Raw genomic sequence first — 26,444 nt, forward strand, 5'->3', positions numbered from 1 at the left:
ATCACGGGAAAATGCGGAGGGGGATTCGCCATGACGGAGCTGAAACGTTGCCAGGAGCGGGCACTGGAGGCCATTGAGGCCAAAGCAGCGGCGGAGGAGCCGCATGCGAGGGAGAAGGCCGTGGAAATTTTGCGCGAGGCGGATTTCGACGCTTTGTCCGCGGAAGAGCTGTGCGCAGCGGTTGTGGCCCGCTCCCGCGTCACGCTGAATTTTCACCCGGACCGGCTCATCGCGGGGGGCCTTACCGTTGCGGAAGGGCTGCTGCAGGACGGCGAATACCGGAGCCAGTTCGAAACGCGCATCTCCAGCGGCGGCTTGAGCGCTTATCCGGGCGGGGACCGCGACCGCTGGGAGCGAAGCCTGTTCGCGGGCGCGTATCAGGCGGAGAGCGTGCAGTCGTGCGACCGGCCGAAATACGGCGCGCTGAACGTGATGCGCTACGCGGACGGGGCGTCGCCGCGCTTCGGGTCCTGCCATTTCCGGCTGAAAGCCGGCGTCCTGGACCGGTGCACGTTTACCTGCGGGGACAGCCATGCGCAGCCGGAACATGCGGGCACCCGCAAGGTGTTTATGCCGGTGCTGGCGGCCCTGCTCGAAGAGGTGCGGACCACGGGCTCGGCGCTCGCTTCGAATGTGCCAGGAGCGGGGGCGTTTGCAGCCCGCTGTCTGAGCGCGGCGGAGCCTGCGAGCAAAGACGGGCTGCCCGGTCCGGGTGCCATCGGCGGAATAGGCCGCGCCCTCGACGCCTACATCGAAGCGCAGATACACGGGGCGATCCGCCTGGAGTCCGACGTGGACGCGCTCGTCGCGGACCCGTCGTTTCAAGGCACCGCCATCGGCACGCAGCTTGACGCGCTGAGCGGGGCTTACGGCATTCCGCTCTATTGGCATCGCGGCTTCCGGCTTGCCGCCGGATCGGTGCCGGAAGATTTCCGCGGACCCGTTATGCCTCCGCTTGCGCGGCGAGTCGCTGCGTCCTTCGGGACGGGGGCGGCGTCCCCGGACATGTTCGATGCGGCCGCGATCGGCAGAGCCGCGGCCAGCTTGCATCGTCAGCCGGAAGCATGGGCGGACTTCGGGACTCCGGCCGAGGTGCTTCAATATTTGAAGCAGCTGTGGCACGTGCTCGTCCGCTTCGGCTGATTGCCGGGCTGGGAAGTTGCTTTATTGCGACAAAGCAACTTCGCGTTAAACCGGCAGCTTGCTTTTATTTTTTCCATTGGGTTAGAATGATTAAAATTACTTGTTGAACAGGCTGAGATGGAGAGAGTAAGCGGATTGACATTTATGACAGGAACGGACCGCCACCGACTGAGAGCGTCCGAGAAAATGTCCCCGCCGAAGTTCACTCCGGAGCCGGTACCTGATGGACAGCCGCAAGCGGCTTTCTCTAGGGTTACCCGTATTCCCTTCGTTACAGGGCCGAAAGTGAGAGGACCGAACTTTTTTCATGCAGTCCGTTCTCTCGAATAAGGGTGGTACCACGACTTCTCGTCCCTTGCGGAGGAGAGGTCTTTTTTTATTTTCTGGACATAAAAAGGAGAGATTACGATGGCACAAGGAAATTTAGACGCACTGCGTGAACGGCTGGATACGATCAACGGACAACTGCTGGAGCTGCTTTCGGAGCGGGCAGAGATCGTCCAGGAGATCGGTCAGGAGAAGGAACGCCAGGGAGTCCCGAAATTCGATCCCGTCCGCGAAAAGAAAATGCTCGATGAACTGGTGGCGCTCAATAAAGGCCCGTTCAGCCACGAGACCGTCCGGCATCTGTTCAAGCAGATTTTCAAGGCGTCGCTTAACTTGCAGGAAGAAGGCCAGAAGAAACATCTGCTCGTAAGCCGCAAAAACAAGAGAGAGGACACGATCGTCACGCTGGGTGACGGAATTTCGGTCGGAACCGGCAAGCCTGTCATGATCGCGGGCCCTTGCTCCGTCGAAAGCTACGAACAGGTCCGTCAAGTCGCGGCTGTTCTGAAAGAAGCCGGTGTGACGATCATGCGCGGAGGGGCGTTCAAACCCCGCACATCTCCTTACGATTTCCAGGGTCTTGGCATCGAAGGGCTGAAAATTCTTAAAGAAGTGGCTTCCGAATTCGGCCTCAAAACGATCAGCGAAATCGTCGACCCGGCCCATATCGAAATCGCCTGCGATTACATCGATGTGATCCAGATCGGCGCGCGCAACATGCAGAACTTCGAGCTGCTCAAAGCGGCCGGCGATGTGCGCGTTCCCGTCCTGTTGAAGCGCGGTCTGGCGGCCACGCTCGATGAGTTCCTGAATGCGGCGGAGTACATCGTATCCCGGGGCAACACGCAGGTGATGCTGATCGAGAGAGGAATCCGCACCTACGAGAAGGCGACGCGCAACACGCTCGACATTTCGGCCGTGCCGATCCTCAAGCAGGAGAGCCATCTGCCGGTGCTTGTCGACGTCACCCACTCCACGGGACGCAAAGATATTTTGGCGCCCTGTGCGAAAGCGGCGCTTGCCGCAGGGGCGGACGGCGTAATGGTCGAAGTCCATCCGGACCCGGCTACCGCCCTTTCAGACGCTGCGCAGCAGCTGAATTTCAAGGAATTCGGAGACTTCTACAAAACGGTAACGGAGTCCGGCCTGTTTTAAGTATCCCGAGTCCGCATAGCGGAGCAGTTATAAAAAGAACCGGCACAGCTCCTTTTTTCCTCGGAAAGAAGGGCCGGCCGGTTCTTTTTTTCAAACGAGACGGTAATCGTCTATTTTCTCGCCGTCTTCCCAAATTTCCAGGAACAGCGCATCGCAATCTTCGAAATCTTCCGGTTTAAACGCCATTGCTTTCTCTTCGTCCGGCGTCACGCACACATTCTCCGTACTCTCTCCGTTAAACGCGAGAACCGCATAAATCTTCATCGTGCATTCTCCTTCTTATGAGCTAATGTCCTCCTGCCATTATAAATTTCTTGATCGTTTTAAGCAAAAGTAAAGAGGGATGCTTGATTGTATTAGTTACTTGGGACGCGAGTAGATCAGGCCCATTTTATATTCCGGCTCTGTCAGCGTGCCCTCATTGGTAAAGAGCAAGGAGGCTTTGTAGGTATCGGCCTCGAATTGGTTGAAAATCGCTAAGTTTTCCGATCCCATGGCCATTTCGATCATACCTCTGCGGTCCTCTCCGTAGATTTGTTTATAAAAGGATTCCGCTAGATCTTCCGACCATATCATGTAGTCTTCGTCGTCTTGCCGGTAAAAGGCGGACAGTGTCCCGGACATCTCCCCGTACATATCGTAAATTTCGTCATAGGTAGAAGACAAAAGGGGAAGATAAGCGACTTCCGTTAATCCGGAGGAGTTGAACTTGAAAGCCAATTGGCTGTCGTTTTCCTCTACAAACCGATTGTGATAGATCATGTAATCGTAACCGTCTTTGTCACCGGTGTATTGGATGTACGGTTTTTGATTCAGCGTAGCTTGCACCTCGACGGGACTCATTCCCCAAGTCCAATTAAAATAAGGATCGCTCACCGTAGAGCTGTCGCCTGATCCACGTTCCGCACCGCTGCGGATAACGATTTGCCGTGCGGATTCGTTCCAAATCACTTGATTGCCTGTCGCTTCGCCGATAAATCTCAAAGGGACGACTGTATTGCCGTCCACATTCGCCGGGGCCGCCTCCAAAACCTTGGTTTCACCATTAACGGCTGCATTTTTGTTGTTTATTTGCAAGACGATAGACAGCCCGTCTTTTCGGCCCGTAACGGTGTTGGTTTTGGAGTCCCACTCCACGGTTAGGCCCAGTTCTTCAAAAATAGGACGAAATTGGACGAGAGTTACCCCCGATTCAATCTCCGGCTCGACGTCGAAATGCACCCGCTCGTTTTGTATGAAAACTTTAACAGGGTCATTGGCAAAAACGTTGGCGGGCATTGCGAACGAAGCCGCAAGCAGGGCGGACAGAAGTGCGGTTTTTGTTTTCCGGTTCAAAATAAGTATCCCCTTTTCTTATGTAAAAATCTTCCGCAATCGTCTCACAGTTAGATAGGACTTTCAACCTATATTTTGGAAAAGAAATAGATTGTTACACGATTTTATAGGCTTATTTAAAAAACGAAACAATTATAATTATTTTTTCCCAGTGGTACGGATTGACAATTTGCCGTAGCAGACCGTATGATGGGTACAATTATTCGAAAGGAGGCCGGACACAATGACATTTACCATCTCCCGCATTCAATTGAACAGAGAAGTCCATTTCACCGGTCTCGACGGGATCATGTGAAAGTTGGTCAGGCGCATGTTTTCCGCATGCCGTCCTGAATAACCGTGCTGCAGACAGCCATGGACGCGAGGTCCATGGTTTTTTTGCGTTTATTTTTTATCAAGTTTCTCAACCAAGAAAGGAAGTCTATCTATGAAAGAAAACTACTACCGCCAGGTTAAACTGCCCTCGGGGATCGTACACGTGTACGCCGGACCGTCCTTGTATGAGGCGCTGGACTATAAAGTATTCGAAATGGCAAACAACAATTTGCAAATCCCGAACGGGATTTATATGAGTTATACACCGGACGTTCACGTCGGAGTCGGCACCTGCATCGGCACTACGGCCGTCTGGAACAGTGAGGACGGGTATGTATCCCCCTCCATCGTGGGGAGCGATATCGGCTGCGGCATGAGGGTTCATCTGACGAATCTGCACAAGGACGAACTGAAGGATTTGAAGCTGCGGAAGAAGCTGGTGCGCACGATTGAGAAGTACTTGCCGGTCGATTCCCATACCCGTGGACATTTTTCCGATATTCGTTTGGAGACGGTGGTGAAAAAAGGGCTTCACGGCCTTCCGAAAAAGTACATCCCCGACGGCTATACGCCGCGTAAAGCCAAATCGCTGACTCACGTGGAATCGAGCCGCTTCGGTTTTGACGAGAATTCGCTGAACCGGCTGCCGGAAAACGTCTGGCACCGTTCTCATCGCCAGCTCGGAACGCTGGGGGGAGGCAATCATTTCGCCGAAATCCAGTCGGTGGAAATTGCGGAAGAAAACCGGGCGACGGCGGAAGCATGGGGGTTGTTTGACGGACAGGTCATCGTCATGATCCATTCCGGATCGCGTGCGTGGGGCGGATCGGTCAGCCAGTTGTGCGGCAGCGACATCAAACGAATGATGCGGGCCGAAGGTATGGGGACAGCCGATCCTAATCTGCTGTTCGCCTCCTTGGATCACCCTCTGGCCGTACAGTACACGGATCTGATGTATTCGGCGCTGAACTATGCGGTCGTAAATCGCCATCTTATCGCGTATGCCATCCGGGAAGCAGGCAAAGACGTATTCGGCTCCAAATTCGAGCTGGCCACCCTCTACGATCTGATGCATAACTACGCTTGGGAGGAAGATACGGAAGATGCAGGCCGCCGGGTATTCGTCCACCGCAAGGGGGCTACGCGCGCGCTTCCCGCAAATCATCCGGATAATCCCGAACCTTACGCTTCGACGGGCCACCCCGCGTTAATTCCGGGCTCGATGGGAACTTCTTCTTATATTATGGTGGGTGCGGACGGAGGAAAAGCCAATTATCATTCCATCTGCCACGGAGCGGGGCGAATCCGGTCCCGAAGCGCTACGAAAAGGCTCGTAACCGTAGATGAATTTTCCGCCAGTATGCGCGTGGGTATGGAGGACGAGGTCGTCGTGAACCAGCGTTCCCTCGAAACGATTCTCGACGAATCGCCGCAGGCCTATAAGGATGTGGATCAAATTATCGAAAGTGTCGTCGGCGCGGGCCTCGCGTCCGTTGTTGCCAAGTGCAGGCCGATGGCTGTCATAAAAGGAGTTTGATAAAGATGCCGATATCAAAGAAAGATATAGGTTTAAGCAAGCTGATGAGCAAAATGTTGCGACACTCGCCGGGAGATTTCGGACTTGTTCTCGACGGAGAGGGTTTCTGCTCTCTGGGGGATTTTTTGACTGCTTTGAATCGTGTGTCCGGTTTCGAAGATGTTCGTCCCGAAGACATTCAAAGAGTAGTCCGCGAATGCGAAAAACAGCGGTTCGAGATTGCGGAGGACTATATCCGGGCCAGATACGGGCACAGTCATGAACGAATTACGTACGAGGCGGCCGAACCTCCTTCTGTCCTTTATCACGGAACGAACCGGAAGGCCGTTGCCCTAATTATGGCCGAAGGGCTCCTGCCCATGTCCCGGCAATACGTGCACCTGTCCGAAGGGCTGCATTTCGCTGCCTTAGCGGGAAAGAGGAGAGGAGAACTCGTCATTCTCGAGGTGGATACAGCCCGGGCCGGACAGAAAGGCGTCCGGTTTTATTACGCCGGGAACGAAGTATGGCTGGCGGACCGGATTCCGGCCGAATGCTGCCGTCCGATTGCCGATCAATAATCGTTATCAGTCGTGCCTGCAAGGGTGGAGTTTATTCAATAAGCGTGCTAACATAGATCATTGTCTTATCGAATAGCGGAAAGGGGATCAACCGGACATCATGAATCATGCACAACTTGCGGGTGAAACGGTAACGGCCAAGGACCGGTTCCCGCTCGCGCTCATTTCCTTAACGTGCGGCGCCTTTGCCATCGGAATGACCGAATTTGTCATTATGGGGCTGCTGCCCAATGTGGCAGGGGATCTTCATGTCTCCATCCCGCATGCGGGACAACTGATTACGGGTTATGCGCTCGGAGTAGCGGTCGGGGCCCCGCTGCTGGCGGTCGCTACACACCGTCTGCCGCAGAAAATGCTGCTCTGCCTGCTGATGGTGCTGTTTATCCTCGGCAACATGGTAGCTGCCATCGCCCCGAATTACGGCCTGCTGATGGGAGCGAGGCTGTTGACCGCGCTGGCGCACGGCACTTTTTTCGGCGTCGGCTCGGTTATCGCCGCCAATCTGGTGAAGCCGCATCGCAGGGCTGCGGCTGTCTCCATTATGATGGCGGGACTCACAATCGCCAATATCATCGGCGTTCCGTTCGGCACGTTTATCGGCCAGAATCTGGGCTGGCGGGCATCGTTCGGGGCAGTGGCCGTGATGGGCGTTATTTCGCTCATCGGAATCCTGGCCCTGATTCCGGTCATTCCGCGGGAGGAATCATCCAGCCTGGCCCGGCAGATCCGGGCGCTGGCGCAGCCGAGACTGCTGCTTGTTCTTCTTACGGGAGCTATCGGCTGCAGCAGCCTGTTCACCGTGTTCACTTATATCGCCCCGCTCCTGGAGCAGGTGACCGGTTATGCGGAGCACAGTGTGACGTGGATTCTCGTTTTATTCGGCTTCGGCGTTACCTTCGGCAATATTCTGGGCGGAAAGCTGGCGGACTGGAAGCTGATGCCGGTGATGATCGGCAGTTTCGCCGTACTGGCGCTTATTTTGGCGGTTTTTGCCTACACGGTTAATCTGCCCGCTGCGGCTGTAGTGACGATTTTTATATGGGGCGTCGCCGCTTTCGGAGTGCTGCCCGGCCTTCAGGTCAAGATTATGACGCTGGCCAAAGATGCCCCCGCCCTTGCTTCAACGTCCAATCATTCGGCCTTGAATCTCGGTAATGCCGGAGGAGCTTTCCTCGGCGGCATGGTCATTAACCAAGCCGGTTTATCGACGCTTCCTTGGGCCGGCGCGGTTTTGTCCCTGATCGGCATGGTGCTCGCGCTCTGGGTGTTCGCATTGGACAGAAAAACGGCCTGATCTCACCGGGCGGTACTAGCCCGTAGAGAAGCAAAACAGGCTTTGAGACCGCCAGTCATACGGTTCTCTAACGAGGCGGGATGTTCGCGCATATGAAACATTTTGCGAGGAGACCGAACTTGGGAAGCTTCACAAGGTTAAAGCCGCATACCGGCCGGTACCGCCGGAACAATGGAAGACCGCACAGACCTGTGCGGTCTTTTTTTTTATTCGGATTCTCAAAGGCCGGGACATCTGCTATAATCGAATGATATTGAGAATCATTATCATAAACCTGTATCTCGGTATATTTATCCGGGCAGACTCGGGAACAGAACAATATCCAACAGAATGGGAGGGGAAACGGTTGAGTGACTCTTTAACCGACAATGAAAAAATACGTCCGGCTTTATCGGCAGCCGTTACGGACGTTTCCTATAAAGTACGTCATGTTGAAGCCATCAAGGCCGGGGACGGCTGGGAAATGGATTACCGGCTCATCGATCAGCATGTGCTGATCGTCGTTACGGCCGGCGAAGGAGCTTTGAAGCGGGACGGCAGTCTTAGCCGCCTGGAAGCAGAGAACATACATGTCTGCTTGCCCGGCGAGGTAATCGGAATGAAGACGGAGTCAGGCGGTCTGGAGCTGACATGGGTCGGATTCGACCTTTTTTATGAGGACGAGACGGGTGAAGGATGCCGGAAGGGAACGTGGAACGAACCGCAGGTGCTGCCCGTTCATTCTCTTTCGCATTTTTCCGTGCTGAGCGAGGCGCTTTCTACCTACTGGCACAGTGCCGATCCTTTCGACCGGCTGAGAGCCCAGGCGGCTTTTCTTGAATTGATCCATTCGATTTCCGCCCATATGCGGGACGAATCCCCCCTGGATGCCCGAAGCGCTTTGGAACGCACCCGGCACTATATCGAAAATCACTACCAGACCAATATCACGATTGACGAGCTCGCACGGATGGCCGAAGTGTCTCCGAAATACTATGGGGATTTGTTTAAAAAAACGTACGGCCTCAGCGTAATCGACTACTTGACCGAGCAGCGGGTTAACCGCGCCAAGCAGTTAATGGCGTTATCCCAATCCCGCCTCAAGGACATCGCTCACGTAGTGGGCTATCAGGATGAATTTTACTTCAGCCGGAAGTTCAAGCAGGAAGTGGGCGTCTCGCCCACGGTTTATATGAAGAACCGGCGAAAAAAAATCGCGGTCCATCATTCGCATCTGATCGGCCAATTGTTGGCCATTCATCATCTCCCGTATGCGGCGCCCCTTCATCCCAAATGGACCGGGCACTATTACGAGAATTACCGTTCCGATATTCCCGTTCATCTCAGCGCCTACCGGTACAGCGAAGACTGGGAGCACAACATCGAGAAGCTGCGGGAAACGAAGCCGGACCTTATCCTTTCGATGGATACCCTCAATCCGGGAGAAAAAGAGCGCCTCGAGCAGGCGGGAAAAGTGCTGTATATTCCCGATCGCCCGGCGGATTGGCGGGAGCAGCTGCTGCTTATCGCCGCCCATCTGGACCGGACGGCCGAAGCCGAGACATGGCTCGGTAAATACGACCGCCGCGTGGAGTCGCTCCGCGGCAGACTGCGTAAACGGACGGGAGAAGAAACATTTTTGCTGATCAGCTTACATAAGCAGGAGATCCGGGTATGCGGAACCCGCAGCATGGGAGACGTGTTTTTTCACGAGCTGGGTATGAAGCCGGCCTTTAACTACACCCGGGACAAAATCAATGTGAAGATTCTCCCGGAGCAGTTGGCGGAGCTGGACGCGGACCATATCCTCGTCAACGTTTGCCAGGAAACGGAGACGCTCCGGCGATGGCAAGATCTGCAGGCGACGGCTCTTTGGCGGGATCTCCACGCGGTGCGGCAGAACCGGGTTTACGAAATCCCCTCCGACCCTTGGCGGGAATACTCGGCTTCCGGGCACGAGCGTATTTTGAGTGAAGTGGAAAAGCTCTTTTTGCGGAAATAGTCCAGTTTGAATTCCGTGTATTGTCCATGTCCCGGTAAAGAAACGTGGGTTATAATTTCAATTGAGAATTGTTATCAATACAAATATTCAAAAAAGAACCTCCCTCTTTTTTTTGTTATTAAGTGATAATGATTCTCAGCTTTTACAAAGAGAGCGTCGGGGGAATGGCATGGAAAGCATTAGAGAAAGAGGAAGTCTGGAGCAGCAAGTCTTTCAAGGCAGGACGCTGACCGTTTATACGCCGCCGTCCTACGGCTTGGCAGACAAGCGTTACCCGGTCGTCTATGTCAACGATCCGTCCGATTATATGGATTCGGTCACCAACCAGGCGGTTACCCGTATGGAAGAGCTTTTCCGGGAGAAGAAGCTGCCGGAACTGATTCTCGTCGGTTTGGAGCCGGATGAGCGGCTGGATGAATATACGCCTTGGCCGGCGAAGGCTCTGGTGGAATCCGTACAAGATTTCGGCGGCTACGGCAAAAAATACCTGGATCTCGTCGTTCATGAGCTTAAGCCTTATATCGACGGCCGCTACGAGACGTTGGCGGGACCTGCCGGAACGGGGATGATCGGTGCTTCGCTCGGCGGTCTGATCTCGATGTTTGCGGCGTTCGAGCATCCTTCGGTTTTCGGGAGAATTGGCAGCATCTCGGGGTCCTTCTGGTATGAAGGCATCACCGAGTATATGCGGGGGCATAAGCTTGCCGACGAGGGACAGAGGTTTTACATGTATGTGGGAGATCAGGAAGGCGTCGGCAAGAAGACGATTCAGAGTGCCATGATGGCCAGAACCCGGCAGGCTTACACGCTGCTTGCGGACTCCGGTTTTAACGGCGCCAAGCTGCGCCTCGTTATCGGCGAAGGCGGGCAGCATCAAGTTCCCGTATTCGTGGAACAGTTTCCCGAAGCATTGAAGTGGATTTTCGGTATGGATACAAACACATTTTTTCCGGATACGGAGAGGGGTTAGAGAAAAATGAAAAAAACATGGGTGGCAGCCGGTCTGGTTGCCGTAACACTATTATCTTCCGCATGCGGAGCGCAAAAAGAGGCGGCAAAGACAGGCGGCGCGGAAGCGGCGAAAAGCCCGGCCCCGACAGCGGCGGGTACGAACGATACGCGTAAAATCACTTACCTCGGCAAGGAATATACCGTACCGTCCAAAGCGGAACGCATCGTAGTGGCCGGCTCCTTCGAATCGATGGAAGACGCACTCGTGCTCGGCGTGAAACCGGTCGGCGCAAATTCGGTCGGCGGCAAATTCCCCGAGCTGTTCAAAAGCATTACGGACAAGGCGGAATCCGTGGGCGAGAAAACGCAGCCGAATCTGGAGACGATTCTCAAACTGAAACCGGATGTCATTCTCGGTTCCACCAAATTTCCGCCGGAAATGATGGAAAAGATGAACAAGGTTAAAGTCACGCTTCCGATCTCCCACGTTTCGACCGATTGGGAAGCCAATCTGAACGTGCTGGCGGAACTGACCGGTCATCAGGACAAGGCTAAAGAAGTGATCGAGAAATATAAAAAAGAAGCCGCCGCCGCGAAAGAAAAACTCGGCACGTCGCTGAAAGACAAAAAAGTGCTGGCGATTCGGGTGCGTGCGGGCAGCATCGCCATTTATCCGGAAGGCGTGTTCTTCAATTCATCCCTGTACGGCGATCTGGGCCTCACCGCACCCGAAGAAGTGAAGCAGGCCAAGGCGCAGCAATTGATTTCGATGGAAAAATTGTCTGAAATCAATCCGGACTATATGTTCGTCCAATTTTCGGAAGACGAGAATAAAGAGCAGCCGAAAGCGCTGGAAGACCTGGAGAAGAATCCGATCTGGCAAAGTATCAACGCAGTGAAAAACAAAAAAATGTACGTCAACGTCGTAGACCCGCTGGCGCAGGGAGGAACGTCGTACAGTAAGATCAAGTTCCTTGAGGCCGCTCTTCCGAAGCTGACCAACTAAATTTTAAACCGAAACGAGTAATCCGATATGAAAAGAAGTCTGGCAAAACCTCAATGGATCTTATGGGCTTCACCTGTGATCATCGTGTTCATCATAGTGCTGTCCATTCTGTACGGGGCCAAACAAATTCATCTGCAAACGGTCATGGACGCCCTGTTCCATTTCGATCCGGGTAATGTCGATCATCAGATCATCCGGACCTCCCGTTTGCCGAGAGTAGTGGGGGCGCTTCTAATCGGAGCGTTCCTTGCCATATCGGGCGCGCTCATGCAGGGGATGACAAGGAATTACCTTGCATCCCCTTCCATCATGGGGGTGACCGACGGCTCGGCGTTTGTCATTACGCTTTGCATGATATTTCTGCCCAATTCGTCTTCATTGGATATGATCTTCTATTCCTTGATCGGCTCCGCGCTCGGGGTCGGCATTGTATTCGGGCTCGCCTCGCTGCTCCCGAACGGACTGACGCCTGTGCGGATGGCGATCGTCGGCACAGTCATCGGCACATTTCTCAGCAGTGTTTCGGCGGCTCTTTCCATGTATTTTCAGAAATCGCAGAACATAAGCTTCTGGTACAACGCGAGACTTCATCAACTGGAGCCCAAGCTGATACTGCTGTGCATTCCTTTTGCGGTTATCGGTCTTATCGCGGCCTTCCGGATCGCGAAATCGATCACGATTCTCTCGCTGGGAGAAGAAGTCGCCATTAACCTGGGACAGAGAACGCTGCTGGTCAAGATTGTCGCGATGGGCGCGGTCGTTATTCTGACGGGGATCTCGGTAGCTCTGGCCGGCAAAATCGGATTTGTGGGACTGATTATTCCCCATATTACCCGCTTCCTGATCGGAATCGACTACAAATGGGTGATTCCGTGCGCCGGCGTGCTGGGAGGCATTTTCCTGGCCTTGGCGGACGTTCTCAGCCGCTTCCTGAATTATCCGTACGAAATGCCGATCGGTGTCGTGACCGCTATTATCGGCGTGCCGTTTTTCCTGTATCTGGCGAGGACGAGAGGCGGGGAAAAGCATGCCTAAACAATCGTTCAGCCGCTATATGCTGGTCCTTCTTACCGGCATAGGACTTATCGCGATCGCCGCTTATACAAGCTTGACCAACGGCTCATTCGATATCACGGTCGGGGACGTGGTGAATACGCTCCTCCGGATCGATCCGAGTCCCGAGAACGATCTCGTCATTCTCGAATTCCGCTTGCCGCGAATCGTGATTGCGGGACTGGTCGGCATGGGACTCGGCATTGCGGGAACCGTTATTCAGGGAATTACCCGCAACGGGCTGGCGGACCCGGGCATTCTCGGCATCAACGCCGGCGCCGGGGCAGCCATCGTTATCTTCATGTTTTTCTTCCAGGGCAAGCTGCACGGTACGGGCTGGTGGGGGATTATGACGATGCCTCTGTTCGGACTGGTCGGCGGGCTCGCGTCCGCCGTTCTCATCTACCTGTTTTCCTGGAAAAACGGACGGATCGATTCCCAGCGCCTGATTTTAACGGGAATCGCAATCGGAGCCGGATTCAGCGCTCTGGCTTTGTTCCTGACGCTCAAGATGGATGCCAAGGATTTCGAAATGGCCGCCGTCTGGACATCGGGCAGCATTTACAACGCCAACTGGAAATATGTCGTTTCCATTTTGCCTTGGCTGCTTATCCTGATCCCGCTTATACGCAGAAGCGCGTACACCCTGGATCTTTTCCAGCTCGAAGAGAGCAGCGTGAAAAGTCTGGGGGTAAATGTGGAAAGGCAGAATGGGATTCTTCTGCTGGGCAGCATCGGGCTTGTAAGCGCGTGCGTTTCCGTGTCCGGGGGGATCGGCTTTATCGGGCTGATGTCGCCGCATATCGCCAAACGTCTGGTCGGCGTTCATCATAACCGTGTTCTGCCGGTCAGTGCGGTTATCGGAATGCTGCTCGTCATCGGATCGGATTTTATCGCCAAAACGGTATTTATGCCGGTCGAGCTGCCTGTAGGTGTCATGATCTCGATCATAGGCGTTCCGTATTTTATCTACCTGCTGTTTAAGGCCAAAGCATAGAGGGAGTGTTCGTCCTTGAGTATCATACGTGTGGAGAATCTGGAAACGTGTTATGAAAAGAACAGCGTATTCCGTGATCTCAATTTTGAGGTGAAGGAAGGGGAGGTCACCACCATCATCGGGCCGAACGGCTGCGGTAAATCGACGCTGCTTAAAACGATCGGACGCATTCTGAAGCAGAAGAACGGGAACGTTTTTTTCCGCGGACAGAATTTGAATGCGATCCCGACCCGGAAGATTGCGCAGCATATCGCGCTCCTGCCGCAGAATCCAGTCGCCCCTCCGGAGCTTAAAGTGGAGGAACTCGTTTCGTACGGACGCTATCCGCACCGCAAAAACCTCAACAGGCTGTCTCCTCAGGATAAGGAAGTGATCGAGTGGGCGCTCACAGTCACGAATGTGGCGTCCTTCCGGGATCGTGAGATCGGAAGCCTGTCGGGCGGACAGAGGCAGAAGGTATGGCTGGCGATGGCTTTCGCCCAGGATACGGAAGTGCTGCTGCTCGACGAGCCGACGACCTTCCTGGACATGGCCCACCAGTTGGAAGTTCTCCAGATCGTAGAGAAAATGAATATGGAGCGGAAGCAGACGATCGTCATGGTGCTTCACGACATCAACCATGCGGCTCGGTTTTCCCATCGGATTGTCGCTATGAAGAGCGGGCAAATTATCGCGGCCGGGCATCCCCATGAAATCATCACCAGGGAAGTGCTGAATCAGGTGTTCCACATCGATGCCCGGATTATGCTGGACCCGGAGAACGGGGCGCCCGTCTGCTACGGTTATGAAAGCTATTTGCGCAATAAGGCGGCTTCGGCCGCAGGCAGCACGGAACCGCAAAAAGAAGCGGTAGGCGAAGGAGTGAGATAGATTGAGTACAGTCAACCGAGAGTATGCAGAAACCGGAGGGGCGGCAGCCGGAGTCTTGGAGCGTGTGACGATGCCGCGGTCCGAGCAGCGCACCATGCGGTCGCGCGCGGAAAACCGGGAATACCGGATTTTCATCGCCGTCCCCGAGGGGGAAGCGCCTGCATCCGGATTCCCCGTGGTGTACGTGCTGGACGCCAATTCCGTCTTCGGCACGATGGTGGAAGCGGTCCGCGTCCAGTCCCGGGCGCCGGAGAGAACCGGCGTTATTCCCGCTATCGTGGTCGGTATCGGCTATCCGACGGACGGACCGTTTCATCCCGCGCGGCATTACGATTTCACGCGTGAAATCCGTCTGGAGGAACTGCCCTTCAAGCTTCGAGCGGGGGAGCGGCCCGAGCACGGGGGAGCCGAAGCTTTCATGGCGTTCATCGAAGACGAGCTGAAGCCGCGGATCGAAGAGACGTACCCTATCGACCGCAGGAGGCAGACGATCTTCGGCCATTCGCTGGGCGGACTTTTTGTGCTGCACATGCTGTACGCCAAGCCGGAAGCGTTCCAATGTTATGTAGCGGGCAGCCCCTCCATCCACTGGAACAAGCGGGTGCTGCTCGAAGAGGAGCGGGCTTTCGCGTCCAAGCTGTCAGCCTCTGGCGGACAGTCGACGGAGGGAGCTGCGGATATAAAGCTGTTCCTTGCCATCGGGGAACTGGAAAAGTCGCATCATACCGGCGGCGGAGAGAATGCGTCCGAGCTTTGCGAGCGCCTTTCGGCATTAAGCGAATACGGCATGGTGACCGAGTTTAAGGAGTTTGAGGGAGAGGGGCACGTCTCCGTGCTGCCGCCGTTAATCAGCCGCGCCGTGCGGTTCGCGCTTCGTCCCGAACCCGCTGACCGGCAAGTGTAGCGGATTTTGCGCGACCGTCCGCCGCAGCGGTCCGGTGCCGTCCAGTTCATCGATGTCCGGCACGATTCATGTCAGGCCACGTCCGGGGCAACGGCAACGGCTGCATTCGGGCTGAGACGGACCGGAATATAGTTAAAGGGGGCTGCCCGCCAAGTCATTTGAGATGACTCGGCGGGCAGCCCCCTTTTTGCCGGCAAAGGGCCATTATTTCGCTCTGATTTCGAGAAGTTCGTATTTGATGACTCCTACCGGAGCATCCACGCTGATAATACTGCCGACCGATTTCCCCATCAGGGAAACCCCCAGCGGGCTTTCGTAAGAAATTTTGTTGTCGGCTACATCCGCTTCGGCCGGGCCGACGATCCGGTACTCCACTTTTTCGGAAAATTCGATATCGTTCAGCACGACAATAGAGCCTACTTTAACGGTAGACGTATCGGTATTGTCGGAAACACGGGCTTTTTTCAGCATCCGCTCAATCGTGATAATCCGGGTTTCCATAAAGGCCTGATCGTCTTTCGCGGAGTGGTATTCGCTGTTTTCTTTTAAATCCCCGTAGCTGATTGCGGTTTTGAGGCGGTCGGCCAGCTCTTTGCGCTTCACGGTTTTGAGCTCTTCCAGCTCCTGCTCCAGCTGAGCCAGCCCTTCGGGGGTTAAGATCACTTGTTCTTCTGCCATGTAAACATCTCCTAATGGTACCCAAACTTTTGATAACAGGTGTTTCTTGCATTGTACACTATATGAAGCGATCATGCGAACCTCAAGCCGGAAAAAGTCATCTTCTTTTTATTTTGGTAAAAATTGCATAAATTCTATTGAAAAAGAAGAAGGCGGCATGGTAACCTTGAATATAGTAAAAATTGTCAAAATGTATTTGTATTTGTTTCATTAAACAAAAATTGTCATTTTGTGACGAGCAGACAGGAGTGAGGCATTCCAGATGGTAGTTACCGCAAAATCGGCCGCCGATCAGTACCTGGAGAGACTGAAGGACCGGAATACCGTGTATGTCAACGGAGCAAAAGTCGATGTACGTACGGAGCCCGCATTTACGGGAGCCATCGCGTGCATGGGCCGTTACTACGATTTGCAGGAGGAGAAGCCCGAGATTCACTGTTTTCAGGACGAGGAAGGACTCGATGCTCCGATCAGCCTGCTCGTACCTTTAACCGTAGAAGACTTGCGGAGAAAAGGAAAGTCTTACAAGGAAGTCGCGGATCTGTCTTACGGCATGCTTGGCAGAACGCCGGATTTTATCAACGCGGCCCTTGCCACGCTTCATGCCCACAGCAAGCTGTTGGGAGAGAATGCGTACACCGATTTTTCCGCAAATATGAACGCATACTATCGTCACGTCAAGACGAACAATTATTTCGTCGGCCACGGCGCGATCAATCCGCAAATCGACCGCTCGCTGCCTCTCGGTTCCCAGGTCAACGAATATGCCGGCGTTAAGGTGATCCGGCACGACAAAGAGGGAATTACCGTCACCGGCGCCAAAATGATCGTCACGCTTGCGCCGATCGCGGACGAGCTGCTTATTTTTAACATGCCGGGGTTAAAGCCGGGGGATGAGGACTACGGCGTGGCTTTCGCACTGCCGGTCGATTATCCCGGAGTCAAAATCATCTGCCGCAAACCGCTTGTCAAATCGGCTTACCACGCTTTCGACCACCCGCTGGCCAACTCTTTCGACGAAATCGACGCGTACCTGATCCTGGACGAAGTATTTATCCCTTGGAATAAAGTGTTTGTGTTTAAAGACGTAGCGAAATCGAACCTGTTCTACGACAAAACCTTCGCGCGGAATCATACGGGCCATCAGGGGATTGTACGCGGCCTGTCCAAGGCGGAGCTTCTGACGGGAATAGCCGTCAAACTTGCCGGGATGCTCAAACTGGACGGGTTCGTGAACATTCAGGAGAAGCTGGGGGAGATGACCTCCTACGTCGAGCTTCTGAGGGCGAGCATATTGTTAAGCGAAGCCGACTCCGCCGTGAGCCACGAGGGTGTACAAACGCCGAGCATTAACGCCATACAAGCGATCCGTTACAATTTCCCCAAAATGTACGAAAAAATGGTGAAAACGATCCAATCTCTAGCGGCGGGCTCTATGCTGTCGACCCCTCATTACGAAGACTTTCTGGCTGAGGAGCTCAGCGGACTGGGCGTCTCGCTGTCTACGGGAGAGACGGACGCCGCGACCCGCTCGAAGCTCCTGAATCTGGCCTGGGATGCCTCCGGGGACGGGTTCGGTCAGCGTCAGCTGGTGTACGAGTTTTTCCATGCGGGGGACCCCATGAGAATTGCGGCCGGCCATTATCTTCATTACGACAAAAGCGGAATGCTGTCGATGGTCGACAGGGTGCTGGCTCGTGCAAACAAAGCGGATTAGATGCGCTTGTCTCGTGAAGCGGGACGGAACCAGGCTGCTGCTTGTCCGGGTAAGAGACAACGAGCGGTGGTACCTGCCCGGCGGAAAAATCGAGGAAGGCGAAGACCCCGAGGCCGCACTGAAAAGAGAGCTGAAGGAAGAGCTGAACCTGGACCTTCTCCCCGAAAGCATCACGTATTTGAGAACGGTGATCGGCGCCGCCTACAAGGAGGACGCGCAGGTCGAACTCGTCTGCTATGAAGCGGACTGGAACGGGCAAATCGCCCCGTGCTCCGAGATCAGTGAAGCCGGCTGGATCGAGATGGACCGGCATGAGCTGCTGGCTCCCGCCGTAGTGGACCTGGTCCGGGCGATCAAGAACGAAACCGAATCCGATACGAGGTGAGTTATGCTGTACAATGCGCAGAGGCTTCAAGCGAAGCTGAACGAACATAATCTGGCGGCAATCATATCGACAACCAAAGAAAATATCCGTTATCTGACCGGTTTCGAGCCGGTAGTGAAAACGCTGAATCCGTACCGGGGGCAATGCTATGCGATTGTGACGGCGGATTCGCCGGAAGAGGTGCACGTCGTGCACTCCGTAGGCGAAATCGATCAAATTCTCGACGCCCGCTCAAGCATCGGGCAGGTCGTAACGTACGGCACGTTCTACCGCGAACATCCGGACGGAGGCTCCCTGCCTGTAGAGGAAGAGCGTCTGAAATATTTGTCGGACGTGCACAAAAGTCAGGCCGGTCCCGAGGAAGCGCTGGCGGTTCTTCTCGCCCGTCTGAACCTTACCGCCGAACGGGTGGCGCTGGACGAAGACGGAATTACGGCCGCCGCATTCGGTGCGATCCGCGACAGGCATCCGCAGGGGGAATTCGTCGAAGGCGCAGCCCTGCTCCGGCAGGTAAGGGCCGTGAAGACGCAGGCGGAAGCCGACGCCCTCGCGTATTCGGCCGACTGCATCGACTATGCGATCGGTCAGGTCATCGGGGAGCTTCGCGAAGGCATTACGGAGCATGAAATCGCGGCCGTTTTTTCAACCTCCGTCGCCGCACGGGGCGGTCTTGCCGTCCTGCCCATGATTAAAGCAGGCAGGCACGCGGTAGGCGGGCAGCGCCGGCCGAGCCGTGACATCCGGCTGATGCCGGGGGACCTGCTCTGGTTCGACTGCGATATCGTCTGCGACGGTTATTGGGCCGATATCGCGAGGGTATTCGCCTATCGGACTCTTAAACCCGAGTATACAAAGTATGATGCTCTGTATAAAGGGCAGCAGGAGGCCATCCGGCAGGTGAGACCGGGGATGACGGGCAGCGACGTTTTTCAGCTTACGATGGACGCGGTTCACGAAGCGGGGTTTCCCGCATACAGAAGGCATCACGTCGGTCATGGAATCGGCCTGGAGCCGTACGAGCTGCCGATTCTGGCGCCGGGCAGCGCAGATGTGATTGAGGAGGGAATGATTCTTTCTGTTGAAACGCCGTATTACGAATTTGGCCTGGGTGCGCTGCATGTCGAAGATCCGGTTCTTGTAACCCGGGATGAGAGCATACGTCTGACCAAAGCGGATACCAGTCTAATCAAAATCGTGGGGTGAAATGATGATTCATACCGATATTACGGAGTGCATTGGCAACACGCCGGTCGTCTCGCTGAATGATGAGCTTGTACCGTTAGGCAAAAAGCTGTATCTCAAGCTCGATTATTTTAATCCGAACTTCAGCATAAAGGACAGAACGGCGCTGGGACTGGTCAAAGCGGCTATGGCGGAAGGCAAAATCCGGCCAGGCTCCATCCTGATCGAGTCCACATCCGGCAATCTCGGCAAATCCCTGGCGATGCTGGGGGCGGTGTACGGGTTTAAAGTCATTATCGTAGTCGATCCGAAAGTGAGCGCCAGCCTGCTGAAATGGTACCAGGCTTACGGAGCTGAGGTCGACATGGTCACGACGCCCGCGCCGGAAGGCGGATTTCAGAGGGCCCGGCTCAACCGCGTCCGGCAGCTGCTGGACAAGTATCCCGGCGCCTTCTGGTCCAATCAGTACGACAACCCGTCCAATCCGGCCTATCACGCGGAGACGACGGCGAGAGAGATTGCGGATCTGCCCGTTGATTCGATCGTCGGCGCCGTCAGTACGGGCGGCCATCTCTGCGGCATCGGAAAATATGTGAAAAAGCACAAGCCGCATCTGCACGTGGTTGCCTGCGACGTGGCGGGCTCCGCCGTATTCGGCCAACCGTTTGCACCCTATTTGATCAACGGAGTCGGCCTCAGCTGGAGAAGCGCGAACACGGACACGTCCGTGCTTGATGCGGTCAGCATATCAAGCGATCAGGAAGCCATCTCCGTCTGCAGGCTGCTGGCCCGCGATCACGGCATTCTGATGGGCGGATCGGGCGGGCTGACCGTGTTTACCGCGCTGGCCTGGCTCCAGCACAGCGACGCCTCCTCCGCACTGGCGATCATTCCCGACGCGGGAACGAATTACCTCGATCAGATCTACGACGACGAGTGGCTGACCGCCAAAGAAATCAAGCTGCTCGGCAGAGGGGAATTGGAGGAGAGGCTGGAGCACAAGGCGTTTACGAATTTACTCAAGCAGGAGACTTTAACCTGAGTGTGTGAGGAACCTAATTGTGCGCAAGACTGCCAGGCGCGATTCTTAGAAAGAACGGAGGACAAAGAATGGACCCTACGAGAGAAGCGTTTTCCAAATTCGTCGTGGACGAAGGCATCATCCGGTTCGGTGAATTTATTTTAAAATCGAAGCGGGTCAGTCCGTATTTCTTTAATTTCGGGTCGTTCGACGATTCCAGAAAATTAACGGCCCTGGGTTCGTTTTACGCCTCGACGATTGTGCGCGAACAAATCGAGTATGACGTGATTTTCGGACCGGCTTACAAAGGAATTCCGATCTCGCTGACGACTGCGCTCGCTTTGTTTAGCGGATACGGAATCAACGCGAATTTCGCTTTCAACCGCAAAGAGCCGAAGGCGTACGGGGAAGGCGGCAATATCATCGGCTCCGGCATCGCGGGCAAAAACGTGCTGGCGGTAGACGATGTGCTGACCTCGGGCAGGACCATCAAGGATACCAAGGAATTAATCGAACGCGAGGGCGGACGGCTTGCGGCTTTCCTAGTCGCGCTGGACCGGGAGGAGAAAGGCCAGGAGGGCCGCCTGTCCGCACTGGAGGAAGCGGCCTTGACCTACGATGTCAACATCTATTCCGTAGCGAGCATCCGGGATATTGTGGCTTACATGCGGACAGAGGGGAGCAGGGAGGATCTGCTCGACAGGATCGGAACTTACCTGCAACTGCACGGCACCGTCTGAACGTTACAAGGGAAGCCCGCTTGCACGGTCAGGTCCGGCTTCCCGGTTTTGTCTGAAAAGGGGAGGAAGTCAGTTGATTTATGAAGCCTTGGTGAAGCCAATGCTCTTTAGAATGGAACCTGAGGAAGCTCACGATTTCGTCCTGCGGAATTTGCAGAGAATCCAGCGGCAGCCCGGGCTTCTGTATCTGATTGAGAAGCTGTACGGGGTCAGGGAGGAGCCCGGTCTGGCCAGCGAACTGCTGGGAATCCGCTTTCCCAGTCCCATCGGCCTTGCTGCGGGTTTGGACAAAGACGCCCGGGCCGTGCCCGCGCTTTCTTCGATGGGGTTCGGGTTTTTGGAGGTGGGCAGCGTCACGCCTATCGGTCAAGCGGGTAACGACCGTCCGCGCCTGTTTCGCCTGCCGGACGATGAGGCCCTCATTAACCGGATGGGGTTTAACAACGGGGGCATTCAAGCCATGAAGGAAAGGCTGGAGAGCTGCAACGCTCTCAAAATCCCATTGGGCATCAACATCGGCAAAAACAAACAGACGCCCAATGAGAAAGCGCATGAAGACTATACGAAGTGCCTCCGTTCCTTGTATCCGTACGCAGACTTTTTTATCATCAATATCAGTTCGCCCAACACGCCCGACCTCCGGAAGCTTCAGCACGGGAGCGAGCTTGATGAACTGCTGATCCGCATTACGGCGGAGGCGGAGAGGCTGAATGCCCGTCACCGGAGGGACAAGCCCGTCTTTGTCAAAATAGCGCCGGACATGGGCGGCGGCGAGCTGGAAAACATGATCGGCAAAATCATGAAGCACGGTATCCCGGGCGTCATAGCGGCGAATACGACCGTGACCCGGAGCGGGCTGATTCATCCTCACCGGGAGCAAACCGGCGGACTCAGCGGGAAACCGCTGCACCGGAGATCGACGGAAATCATCCGCAGTATTTATAAGCAGAGCGGCGGCACGCTGAAAATCATCGGGTCGGGCGGCATCTTCACGGCCCGGGATGTGTACGAGAAAATCCGTGCGGGCGCCTCGCTCGTTGAAATTTACACGTCCTTTATTTATAAAGGACCCGGGATCAACCGGGCGTGCAGCAGCGAGCTGCTCGATTTACTGAAGCGGGACGGGTTTGCCAGCCTGTCCGAAGCGGTCGGGGCGGATCATGCGGCCGGCAGCGGCGCATGACTGGAAACAAGGCAAAAAGGCGGGGAATGCTCCCCGCCTTTTTTTGCCGTCAGATGTTGTTGACCGTCAGCTTGCCGCTGCCGCCGACGGATTTGATTTTGTTGATCAGCGCATTCTGGTTGCTGTTGGAAAGACGGATACAGCCGTAAGTCGGTCTGAGCGGGTACCACGAAGCGGAAGAGTCCGTGGAAGCATCGCCGCCGTGGATCATAAACCCGGATCGGCCGTTATTCTCGGCGATAAGCGCGTTGCCGCTCGTCGGATCGAGATTGACCCGGCTGTACGGGCCGTACGAGGACGTAGGCGTACCGGCGCCGATAACGGAAGCGGCATATTCGCCGGTAGGCGTATCGGCATTCGTCATTTTCCAGTTGGCGTGATTGTTGTTGTTGGCGGGATCGTTCGATCCGCGTCCCAGCGCTTCGACCGGACCGAAGACAAGCGCTCCGCTTCCGTCGTACATTTTCAAGGTTCCTTTGTTGTCGCGGTTGGCAGAGAAATTGGCAATAATATGGTAACTCATACGATCAGCCTCCAAATAGAATGTAGACGAGAATCCGATGGAGCCGCAGCGGGAAGGAAGGACTCCTCCTCCGTTTTCCGCCGCCTCGTTTTCCCTCTCATCTATGTAGGTAAAGGGGGAGCCGATTTAACAACCGGAACTAAAAAAATCTCCTTCGGAAAGGAGATTTTTCTGAAACTTAGCCGCACGCCGGAATGGCGCTTTCGTTCAGGTCTTGTCCGAGTTTTTGCCAGAAGTAGGAGAAACGTCATCGCTTTGTTTGACCAGCGCGATAAAGTCCGTCACGATGCTTTGGACGGCATCTTCGCGCGACATCCGGATGTAACGGCTGATTTTCAGAATATCGTCTTCGAAAACTTGCAGCAGCCGGAGCATGGCTTCGGGATCTCCGTCCTTGCTTAGCCGGACGAGATGGAGGAATTCTTCGTCTGAGATAGGAAGCGGAGCATTTTCCTTTTCCATTTGTTCACCGCCTGTTGAGTCATATTGAGATCCTTAGCGACCTGCGCTTCCGTCTTATCCTGAATGAACAGCTCGTGGAGGACGATTCGGCCCGTCCCGGAAGGGAGGGATTGGATCAAGGCGAGCACGTCCAGCCTGCTGTCGGAGCTTTCGGTAAAGCCCCCGGCCGTAAACGAGTAGGCGTTGTCCGAAACCGAATATTCGCGGTTGCTGATGACGCGGGCTTTATACTGGATGCGCCAGCCGATCCGGTACACTTCCTTTCTGTATTTCTCCACCAAAGTAGACTGCTGAGACATAAAAAATCACCCCTTCGTCTTTATCTAATAGGGTAATTCCAGCCGGTTTTTTACAACCGAATTTAGAACATATGTTCTTGTTTTCTCTCTTTATTATACCTGATTTGTTGTAAAAAAGACACGTTTTTTACCTATAAAATGAGACCGAAAGGAGGGAGAAAAGGATGGATCTGAATATCGAGAATCTGGTATCCCTGGTTGCCAATGTCGGCTTTCCGGTTACGCTCTGCTTCGTTCTGCTCCGTTACGTGCTGCAGACGATGGGCGAAAAGCTGGATAAGCTGGACAGTTCGCTGAACAAATTGTGCCGGCTGATTAAAGAAATCGATGCCCGGGCCGACCGGGGACGCGGCAAAGAGGACAAGAACGGCACGCAGCCGTAAAAAAAGATGAGCCCTGAGGGGCTCATCCGAATGCCGGGAACCCGCTGTCCGATAAGACAGCGGGTTTCTTTTTTTGTTCATATGCCGGTCGTCATAAAGGCCAGACAGCTTTCTGCGCAGAAGGAGATTGAATCCACACCCTCGAGATGTCGATAAGCCCGAACGAATCCATCTGCCTGCCTTGCAAAGAGTCGTGCAGATGGACTTTTTTGATCACATGGCAGCCGAAGAGCAGCCAGTCGTTGTCTTTCAAAGTCCGCTCGGCTTCCCGGAGCAGCTTCATCCTGGAAGGTTCGGGAAATCCGGCGAAACCGTCCAGAATGCGGTCCAAGAGGCCGAGCTGCTCCTCGGTGAGCAAGTGATGGAGGTAGTTGGAGCGGTTCTTGTAGTAGCTGATCAAGCCCCATTCAAGGTCGTCCTCCAGCACTTCTTCCGCCGCAAGCAGGTCCGCTTCGGCGGCTACCCGGCTGCGCTCGTAACTTTTCATCTGCTGCAGGGTGAGCGGGAGCCCCGCCTGCGCGCAGCGGTCCCGGAGCCAGCGGGCTTCTTCCTCTTCTTCTTTTTTGTTCATAAAAAAGAGCTTGAGCGGCTCGCCCCGGTAGCCGGACTTCCGAAGCAACCGGACGGCTTCTTGGATTGGCGCAGCCTCGAAGGAGGCTCCCTCGCTCTCGCTTTGGAGGAAACTGTCCGCCGGAGCGATCCGGTTGCCCTTCAGCTCCGCCACCATCGCGGCCCGGTCGAGAATCATCCTCATCGCTTTGCGGAAATCGGCGTTATGATGGATGCCGGGCTTTCGGAAATTGAACAGCAGGTAGCGGGAACCGGCTACCGGATTGATTACATTGACTTTGAGCTCGGTCTGCCCGGATTCCGCACCGAGGGCGGTCACGGAATCGTTCTCGTTCCCGCTGATCTGATAGCGCCGCTCGTTGGACGTATCTTCCGGCAGCAGCAGCAGCTCCACACGGTCCAGAAGAGGACGGTGCCCGTAGTAAGCGTCGAACGCACTCAGCACAAGCAGCCGTTCGCTTTGTTCGGCAATCCGGAACGGACCCGTTCCCGTCAGCCTATGAGAGGCGGGATCGAGATCGCCGGGTAGAATCGAAAACTGAACGGAGCTCAGGATATGGGGGAAGAAAAGGCTGCTGCGGCTCAGCTTAAAGGTCAACGCATACTCGCCGTCCGTCTCGATTTCACCGATATCTTCGCACAGCCATGCCGAATGGGGCAGCCGCTTCAGTCTCCGCACGGTGAACAGCACGTCCTGAACCGTCAGGCGGCGGCCGTGATGAAAGCGGACTCCCTTGCGCAGGAAAAAGGTCCAGCGCGTGCAGTGGTCGCTGCTCTGCCAGGCATGGGCCAGGCCGGGGACGAACCGGCCTTCGGCGGGGTCGTACGAAATCAGTCGGCTGCATACCTGACTGATCAGATAGGACTCGAATGCGGTGAAAATATAAGCGGGATCGTGGGTCTCCAACCGCTTGTTATGCGTAACCCTGAGCACATCGAGAAGGACCCCGCCGCTTTCTTCGACCTGAAAGCCGAGGTGCGAGTCCAGCATCGTTCTCAGCCGGTGTTTCAGAGAAACAGGCAGCGCTTCCATCGACAGAAGGTCGATCGCTTCTTTCAGCTTGCCTTTGTGCATCAGCTCCCGGAATAGGGGGAAGACAGCGTCTTCCGGTTCTTTCAGCAGCGTCAGGCGGGAAGAGTTCCCGCGTCCCCTCCCGGGCTGCCAGCGTATGTACTGCTCGTCCTCCAGCTTTCTGAGGATAAATTTCACATTGCGCGAAGAACAGCACAGCAGATCCGCCAGCCGCCCGATGGTAACGGGAAACGATCCGTCTTCGGACATCTCCGCTTCGGCCAGCAGCGGATAGAAGCGCAGAAAATGTTCGGTTATGTTCATGGCGAACTCCTTTTATACAAAGGTGAAAATCGTCATAGATCCTCGTCCCGTTTGTTCTCCTTTTGCACTTCATTATACACAAACGAGAGAGAAGAAAGCCATGAGGATTACGCAGCCCGGTTGGTCCGGAAGTCGGATTCCGGAATGGTAGAAGTTATAAGCCGGAAAGACGAAAAACGTCGTCTTCTCACGAAAACCTGCATATGATATATTAGGTAATACCTAAAAAATTAAGGTATAGCCTAATATATGCTGGGGGTGAGTGTTCTGCTGATCTGGATGTTACGGAAAATCATGGCGGAAAGAGGGCTGTGGACCGGTGCGGCGCTTGCGCGCCTTCTGAAAGAAAAGGCCGGTTACGACTTGTCGGCTCCTTCTATCTCCGCCCTTCTGAATGAATCGCCCAAGCAGATGAAAGCGGACACGCTTGACGCCTTGTGTACCGCGCTCGATTGTACGCCGGGAGATTTGTGGGTCCACAAGCCGTCCGGCAGAAAAGGCGCATAAGCAGGCAGTATTCAGAAGGAGATGAAGCCC

The 26,444-nt window shown here is 55.0% G+C and carries 27 protein-coding genes; 20 read left to right on the plus strand and 7 right to left on the minus strand.

Annotation, left to right across the window (positions count from 1 at the left end):
• Nucleotides 1-30 precede the first annotated feature (30 nt).
• Together ABH899_RS11470 and ABH899_RS11475 are read left to right on the plus strand one after the other, a co-directional pair.
• Nucleotides 31-1,143, plus strand: a complete 1,113-nt coding sequence (locus ABH899_RS11470; RefSeq protein ID WP_369996226.1) for a DUF3626 domain-containing protein — start codon at nt 31-33, stop codon at nt 1,141-1,143.
• 408 nt (nt 1,144-1,551) lie between these two features.
• Nucleotides 1,552-2,625, plus strand: a complete 1,074-nt coding sequence (locus ABH899_RS11475; RefSeq protein WP_369996228.1) for a bifunctional 3-deoxy-7-phosphoheptulonate synthase/chorismate mutase — start codon at nt 1,552-1,554, stop codon at nt 2,623-2,625.
• Between the two features lie 90 nt (nt 2,626-2,715).
• On the opposite strand, the gene ABH899_RS11480 is transcribed toward ABH899_RS11475, so the two are convergent.
• Together ABH899_RS11480 and ABH899_RS11485 are read right to left on the minus strand one after the other, a co-directional pair.
• Complete coding sequence (locus tag ABH899_RS11480; RefSeq protein ID WP_009673705.1) at nt 2,716-2,889, minus strand: hypothetical protein; 174 nt, start codon at nt 2,887-2,889, stop codon at nt 2,716-2,718.
• Nucleotides 2,890-2,985: 96 nt separating this feature from the next.
• On the minus strand, nt 2,986-3,960 hold the full coding sequence (locus tag ABH899_RS11485) for a copper amine oxidase N-terminal domain-containing protein (protein WP_369996229.1): 975 nt from the start codon (nt 3,958-3,960) through the stop codon (nt 2,986-2,988).
• Nucleotides 3,961-4,387: 427 nt separating this feature from the next.
• On the opposite strand from ABH899_RS11485, the gene ABH899_RS11490 reads away from it, so the two are divergent.
• From ABH899_RS11490 to ABH899_RS11535, 10 genes are all read left to right on the plus strand, one after another.
• Nucleotides 4,388-5,812, plus strand: a complete 1,425-nt coding sequence (locus ABH899_RS11490; protein WP_369996231.1) for an RtcB family protein — start codon at nt 4,388-4,390, stop codon at nt 5,810-5,812.
• 5 nt (nt 5,813-5,817) lie between these two features.
• The gene (locus ABH899_RS11495; protein WP_369996232.1) at nt 5,818-6,372 is read left to right on the plus strand and encodes an RNA 2'-phosphotransferase; all 555 of its coding nucleotides are present in this window, start codon (nt 5,818-5,820) and stop codon (nt 6,370-6,372) included.
• A gap of 100 nt (nt 6,373-6,472) precedes the next feature.
• Nucleotides 6,473-7,666, plus strand: coding sequence for an MFS transporter (locus tag ABH899_RS11500; RefSeq protein ID WP_369996234.1), 1,194 nt, complete (start codon nt 6,473-6,475; stop codon nt 7,664-7,666).
• 346 nt (nt 7,667-8,012) lie between these two features.
• Nucleotides 8,013-9,647: an ABC transporter substrate-binding protein gene (locus ABH899_RS11505; protein ID WP_369996236.1), complete on the plus strand. Its 1,635-nt coding sequence runs from the start codon at nt 8,013-8,015 to the stop codon at nt 9,645-9,647.
• 169 nt (nt 9,648-9,816) lie between these two features.
• The gene (locus ABH899_RS11510; RefSeq protein ID WP_369996237.1) at nt 9,817-10,617 is read left to right on the plus strand and encodes an alpha/beta hydrolase; all 801 of its coding nucleotides are present in this window, start codon (nt 9,817-9,819) and stop codon (nt 10,615-10,617) included.
• A gap of 6 nt (nt 10,618-10,623) precedes the next feature.
• A complete protein-coding gene (locus ABH899_RS11515) occupies nt 10,624-11,604 on the plus strand; it encodes an ABC transporter substrate-binding protein (protein WP_369996238.1) in 981 nt (326 codons plus the stop codon).
• Nucleotides 11,605-11,631: 27 nt separating this feature from the next.
• Nucleotides 11,632-12,639 carry a FecCD family ABC transporter permease gene (locus tag ABH899_RS11520; RefSeq protein ID WP_369996240.1) on the plus strand — a complete coding sequence of 336 codons (1,008 nt, stop codon included), beginning with the start codon at nt 11,632-11,634 and terminating at the stop codon, nt 12,637-12,639.
• Nucleotides 12,632-13,654: a FecCD family ABC transporter permease gene (locus ABH899_RS11525; protein ID WP_369996241.1), complete on the plus strand. Its 1,023-nt coding sequence runs from the start codon at nt 12,632-12,634 to the stop codon at nt 13,652-13,654. Before ABH899_RS11520 ends, ABH899_RS11525 begins: the two co-directional genes overlap by 8 nt.
• Nucleotides 13,655-13,669: 15 nt before the next feature.
• On the plus strand, nt 13,670-14,524 hold the full coding sequence (locus ABH899_RS11530) for an ABC transporter ATP-binding protein (RefSeq protein WP_369996243.1): 855 nt from the start codon (nt 13,670-13,672) through the stop codon (nt 14,522-14,524).
• A 1-nt stretch (nt 14,525) separates the two neighbouring features.
• Nucleotides 14,526-15,428, plus strand: a complete 903-nt coding sequence (locus tag ABH899_RS11535; protein ID WP_369996244.1) for an alpha/beta hydrolase — start codon at nt 14,526-14,528, stop codon at nt 15,426-15,428.
• Nucleotides 15,429-15,632: 204 nt separating this feature from the next.
• On the opposite strand, the gene greA is transcribed toward ABH899_RS11535, so the two are convergent.
• Nucleotides 15,633-16,106 carry a transcription elongation factor GreA gene (greA, locus tag ABH899_RS11540; RefSeq protein ID WP_009673590.1) on the minus strand — a complete coding sequence of 158 codons (474 nt, stop codon included), beginning with the start codon at nt 16,104-16,106 and terminating at the stop codon, nt 15,633-15,635.
• A gap of 262 nt (nt 16,107-16,368) precedes the next feature.
• Between greA and ABH899_RS11545 the strand changes: the two genes are divergently transcribed.
• From ABH899_RS11545 to ABH899_RS11570, 6 genes are all read left to right on the plus strand, one after another.
• Complete coding sequence (locus ABH899_RS11545) at nt 16,369-17,823, plus strand: 4-hydroxyphenylacetate 3-hydroxylase family protein (RefSeq protein ID WP_369996245.1); 1,455 nt, start codon at nt 16,369-16,371, stop codon at nt 17,821-17,823.
• Nucleotides 17,804-18,208, plus strand: a complete 405-nt coding sequence (locus ABH899_RS11550) for an NUDIX hydrolase (RefSeq protein WP_369996247.1) — start codon at nt 17,804-17,806, stop codon at nt 18,206-18,208. The genes ABH899_RS11545 and ABH899_RS11550 overlap by 20 nt, the downstream gene beginning before the upstream one ends.
• A 3-nt stretch (nt 18,209-18,211) precedes the next feature.
• Entirely contained in the window at nt 18,212-19,411 is a 1,200-nt protein-coding gene (locus tag ABH899_RS11555) for a M24 family metallopeptidase (protein ID WP_369996248.1), read from the plus strand.
• Nucleotides 19,412-19,415: 4 nt separating this feature from the next.
• Nucleotides 19,416-20,432 carry a PLP-dependent cysteine synthase family protein gene (locus ABH899_RS11560; RefSeq protein ID WP_369996496.1) on the plus strand — a complete coding sequence of 339 codons (1,017 nt, stop codon included), beginning with the start codon at nt 19,416-19,418 and terminating at the stop codon, nt 20,430-20,432.
• Nucleotides 20,433-20,500: 68 nt separating this feature from the next.
• Complete coding sequence (pyrE, locus tag ABH899_RS11565; RefSeq protein ID WP_369996249.1) at nt 20,501-21,151, plus strand: orotate phosphoribosyltransferase; 651 nt, start codon at nt 20,501-20,503, stop codon at nt 21,149-21,151.
• A gap of 73 nt (nt 21,152-21,224) precedes the next feature.
• Complete coding sequence (locus tag ABH899_RS11570) at nt 21,225-22,334, plus strand: quinone-dependent dihydroorotate dehydrogenase (RefSeq protein WP_218230247.1); 1,110 nt, start codon at nt 21,225-21,227, stop codon at nt 22,332-22,334.
• A gap of 49 nt (nt 22,335-22,383) precedes the next feature.
• Here ABH899_RS11570 and ABH899_RS11575 read toward each other — a convergent pair whose 3' ends face one another.
• The 3 genes from ABH899_RS11575 to ABH899_RS11585 form a co-directional block, all read right to left on the minus strand.
• A complete protein-coding gene (locus ABH899_RS11575; RefSeq protein WP_009673902.1) occupies nt 22,384-22,857 on the minus strand; it encodes a L,D-transpeptidase family protein in 474 nt (157 codons plus the stop codon).
• Nucleotides 22,858-23,064: 207 nt separating this feature from the next.
• Entirely contained in the window at nt 23,065-23,319 is a 255-nt protein-coding gene (locus tag ABH899_RS11580) for a helix-turn-helix domain-containing protein (RefSeq protein WP_369996251.1), read from the minus strand.
• Nucleotides 23,256-23,618 (minus strand): sigma-70 family RNA polymerase sigma factor, encoded by a 363-nt coding sequence (locus ABH899_RS11585; protein WP_218230248.1) that lies wholly within the window; start codon nt 23,616-23,618, stop codon nt 23,256-23,258. The genes ABH899_RS11580 and ABH899_RS11585 overlap by 64 nt, the downstream gene beginning before the upstream one ends.
• A 164-nt stretch (nt 23,619-23,782) precedes the next feature.
• On the opposite strand from ABH899_RS11585, the gene ABH899_RS11590 reads away from it, so the two are divergent.
• Nucleotides 23,783-24,001 (plus strand): hypothetical protein, encoded by a 219-nt coding sequence (locus ABH899_RS11590; RefSeq protein WP_369996253.1) that lies wholly within the window; start codon nt 23,783-23,785, stop codon nt 23,999-24,001.
• Nucleotides 24,002-24,092: 91 nt separating this feature from the next.
• Here ABH899_RS11590 and ABH899_RS11595 read toward each other — a convergent pair whose 3' ends face one another.
• Nucleotides 24,093-25,907: an ABC transporter substrate-binding protein gene (locus ABH899_RS11595; RefSeq protein WP_369996254.1), complete on the minus strand. Its 1,815-nt coding sequence runs from the start codon at nt 25,905-25,907 to the stop codon at nt 24,093-24,095.
• A gap of 267 nt (nt 25,908-26,174) precedes the next feature.
• Between ABH899_RS11595 and ABH899_RS11600 the strand changes: the two genes are divergently transcribed.
• A complete protein-coding gene (locus ABH899_RS11600) occupies nt 26,175-26,414 on the plus strand; it encodes a helix-turn-helix domain-containing protein (protein WP_042226250.1) in 240 nt (79 codons plus the stop codon).
• The last annotated feature ends 30 nt before the right edge of the window (nt 26,415-26,444 follow it).

It is taken from the genome of Paenibacillus sp. RC84 (assembly GCF_041260495.1).
In the GTDB taxonomy this organism is placed as follows: domain Bacteria; phylum Bacillota; class Bacilli; order Paenibacillales; family NBRC-103111; genus Paenibacillus_F.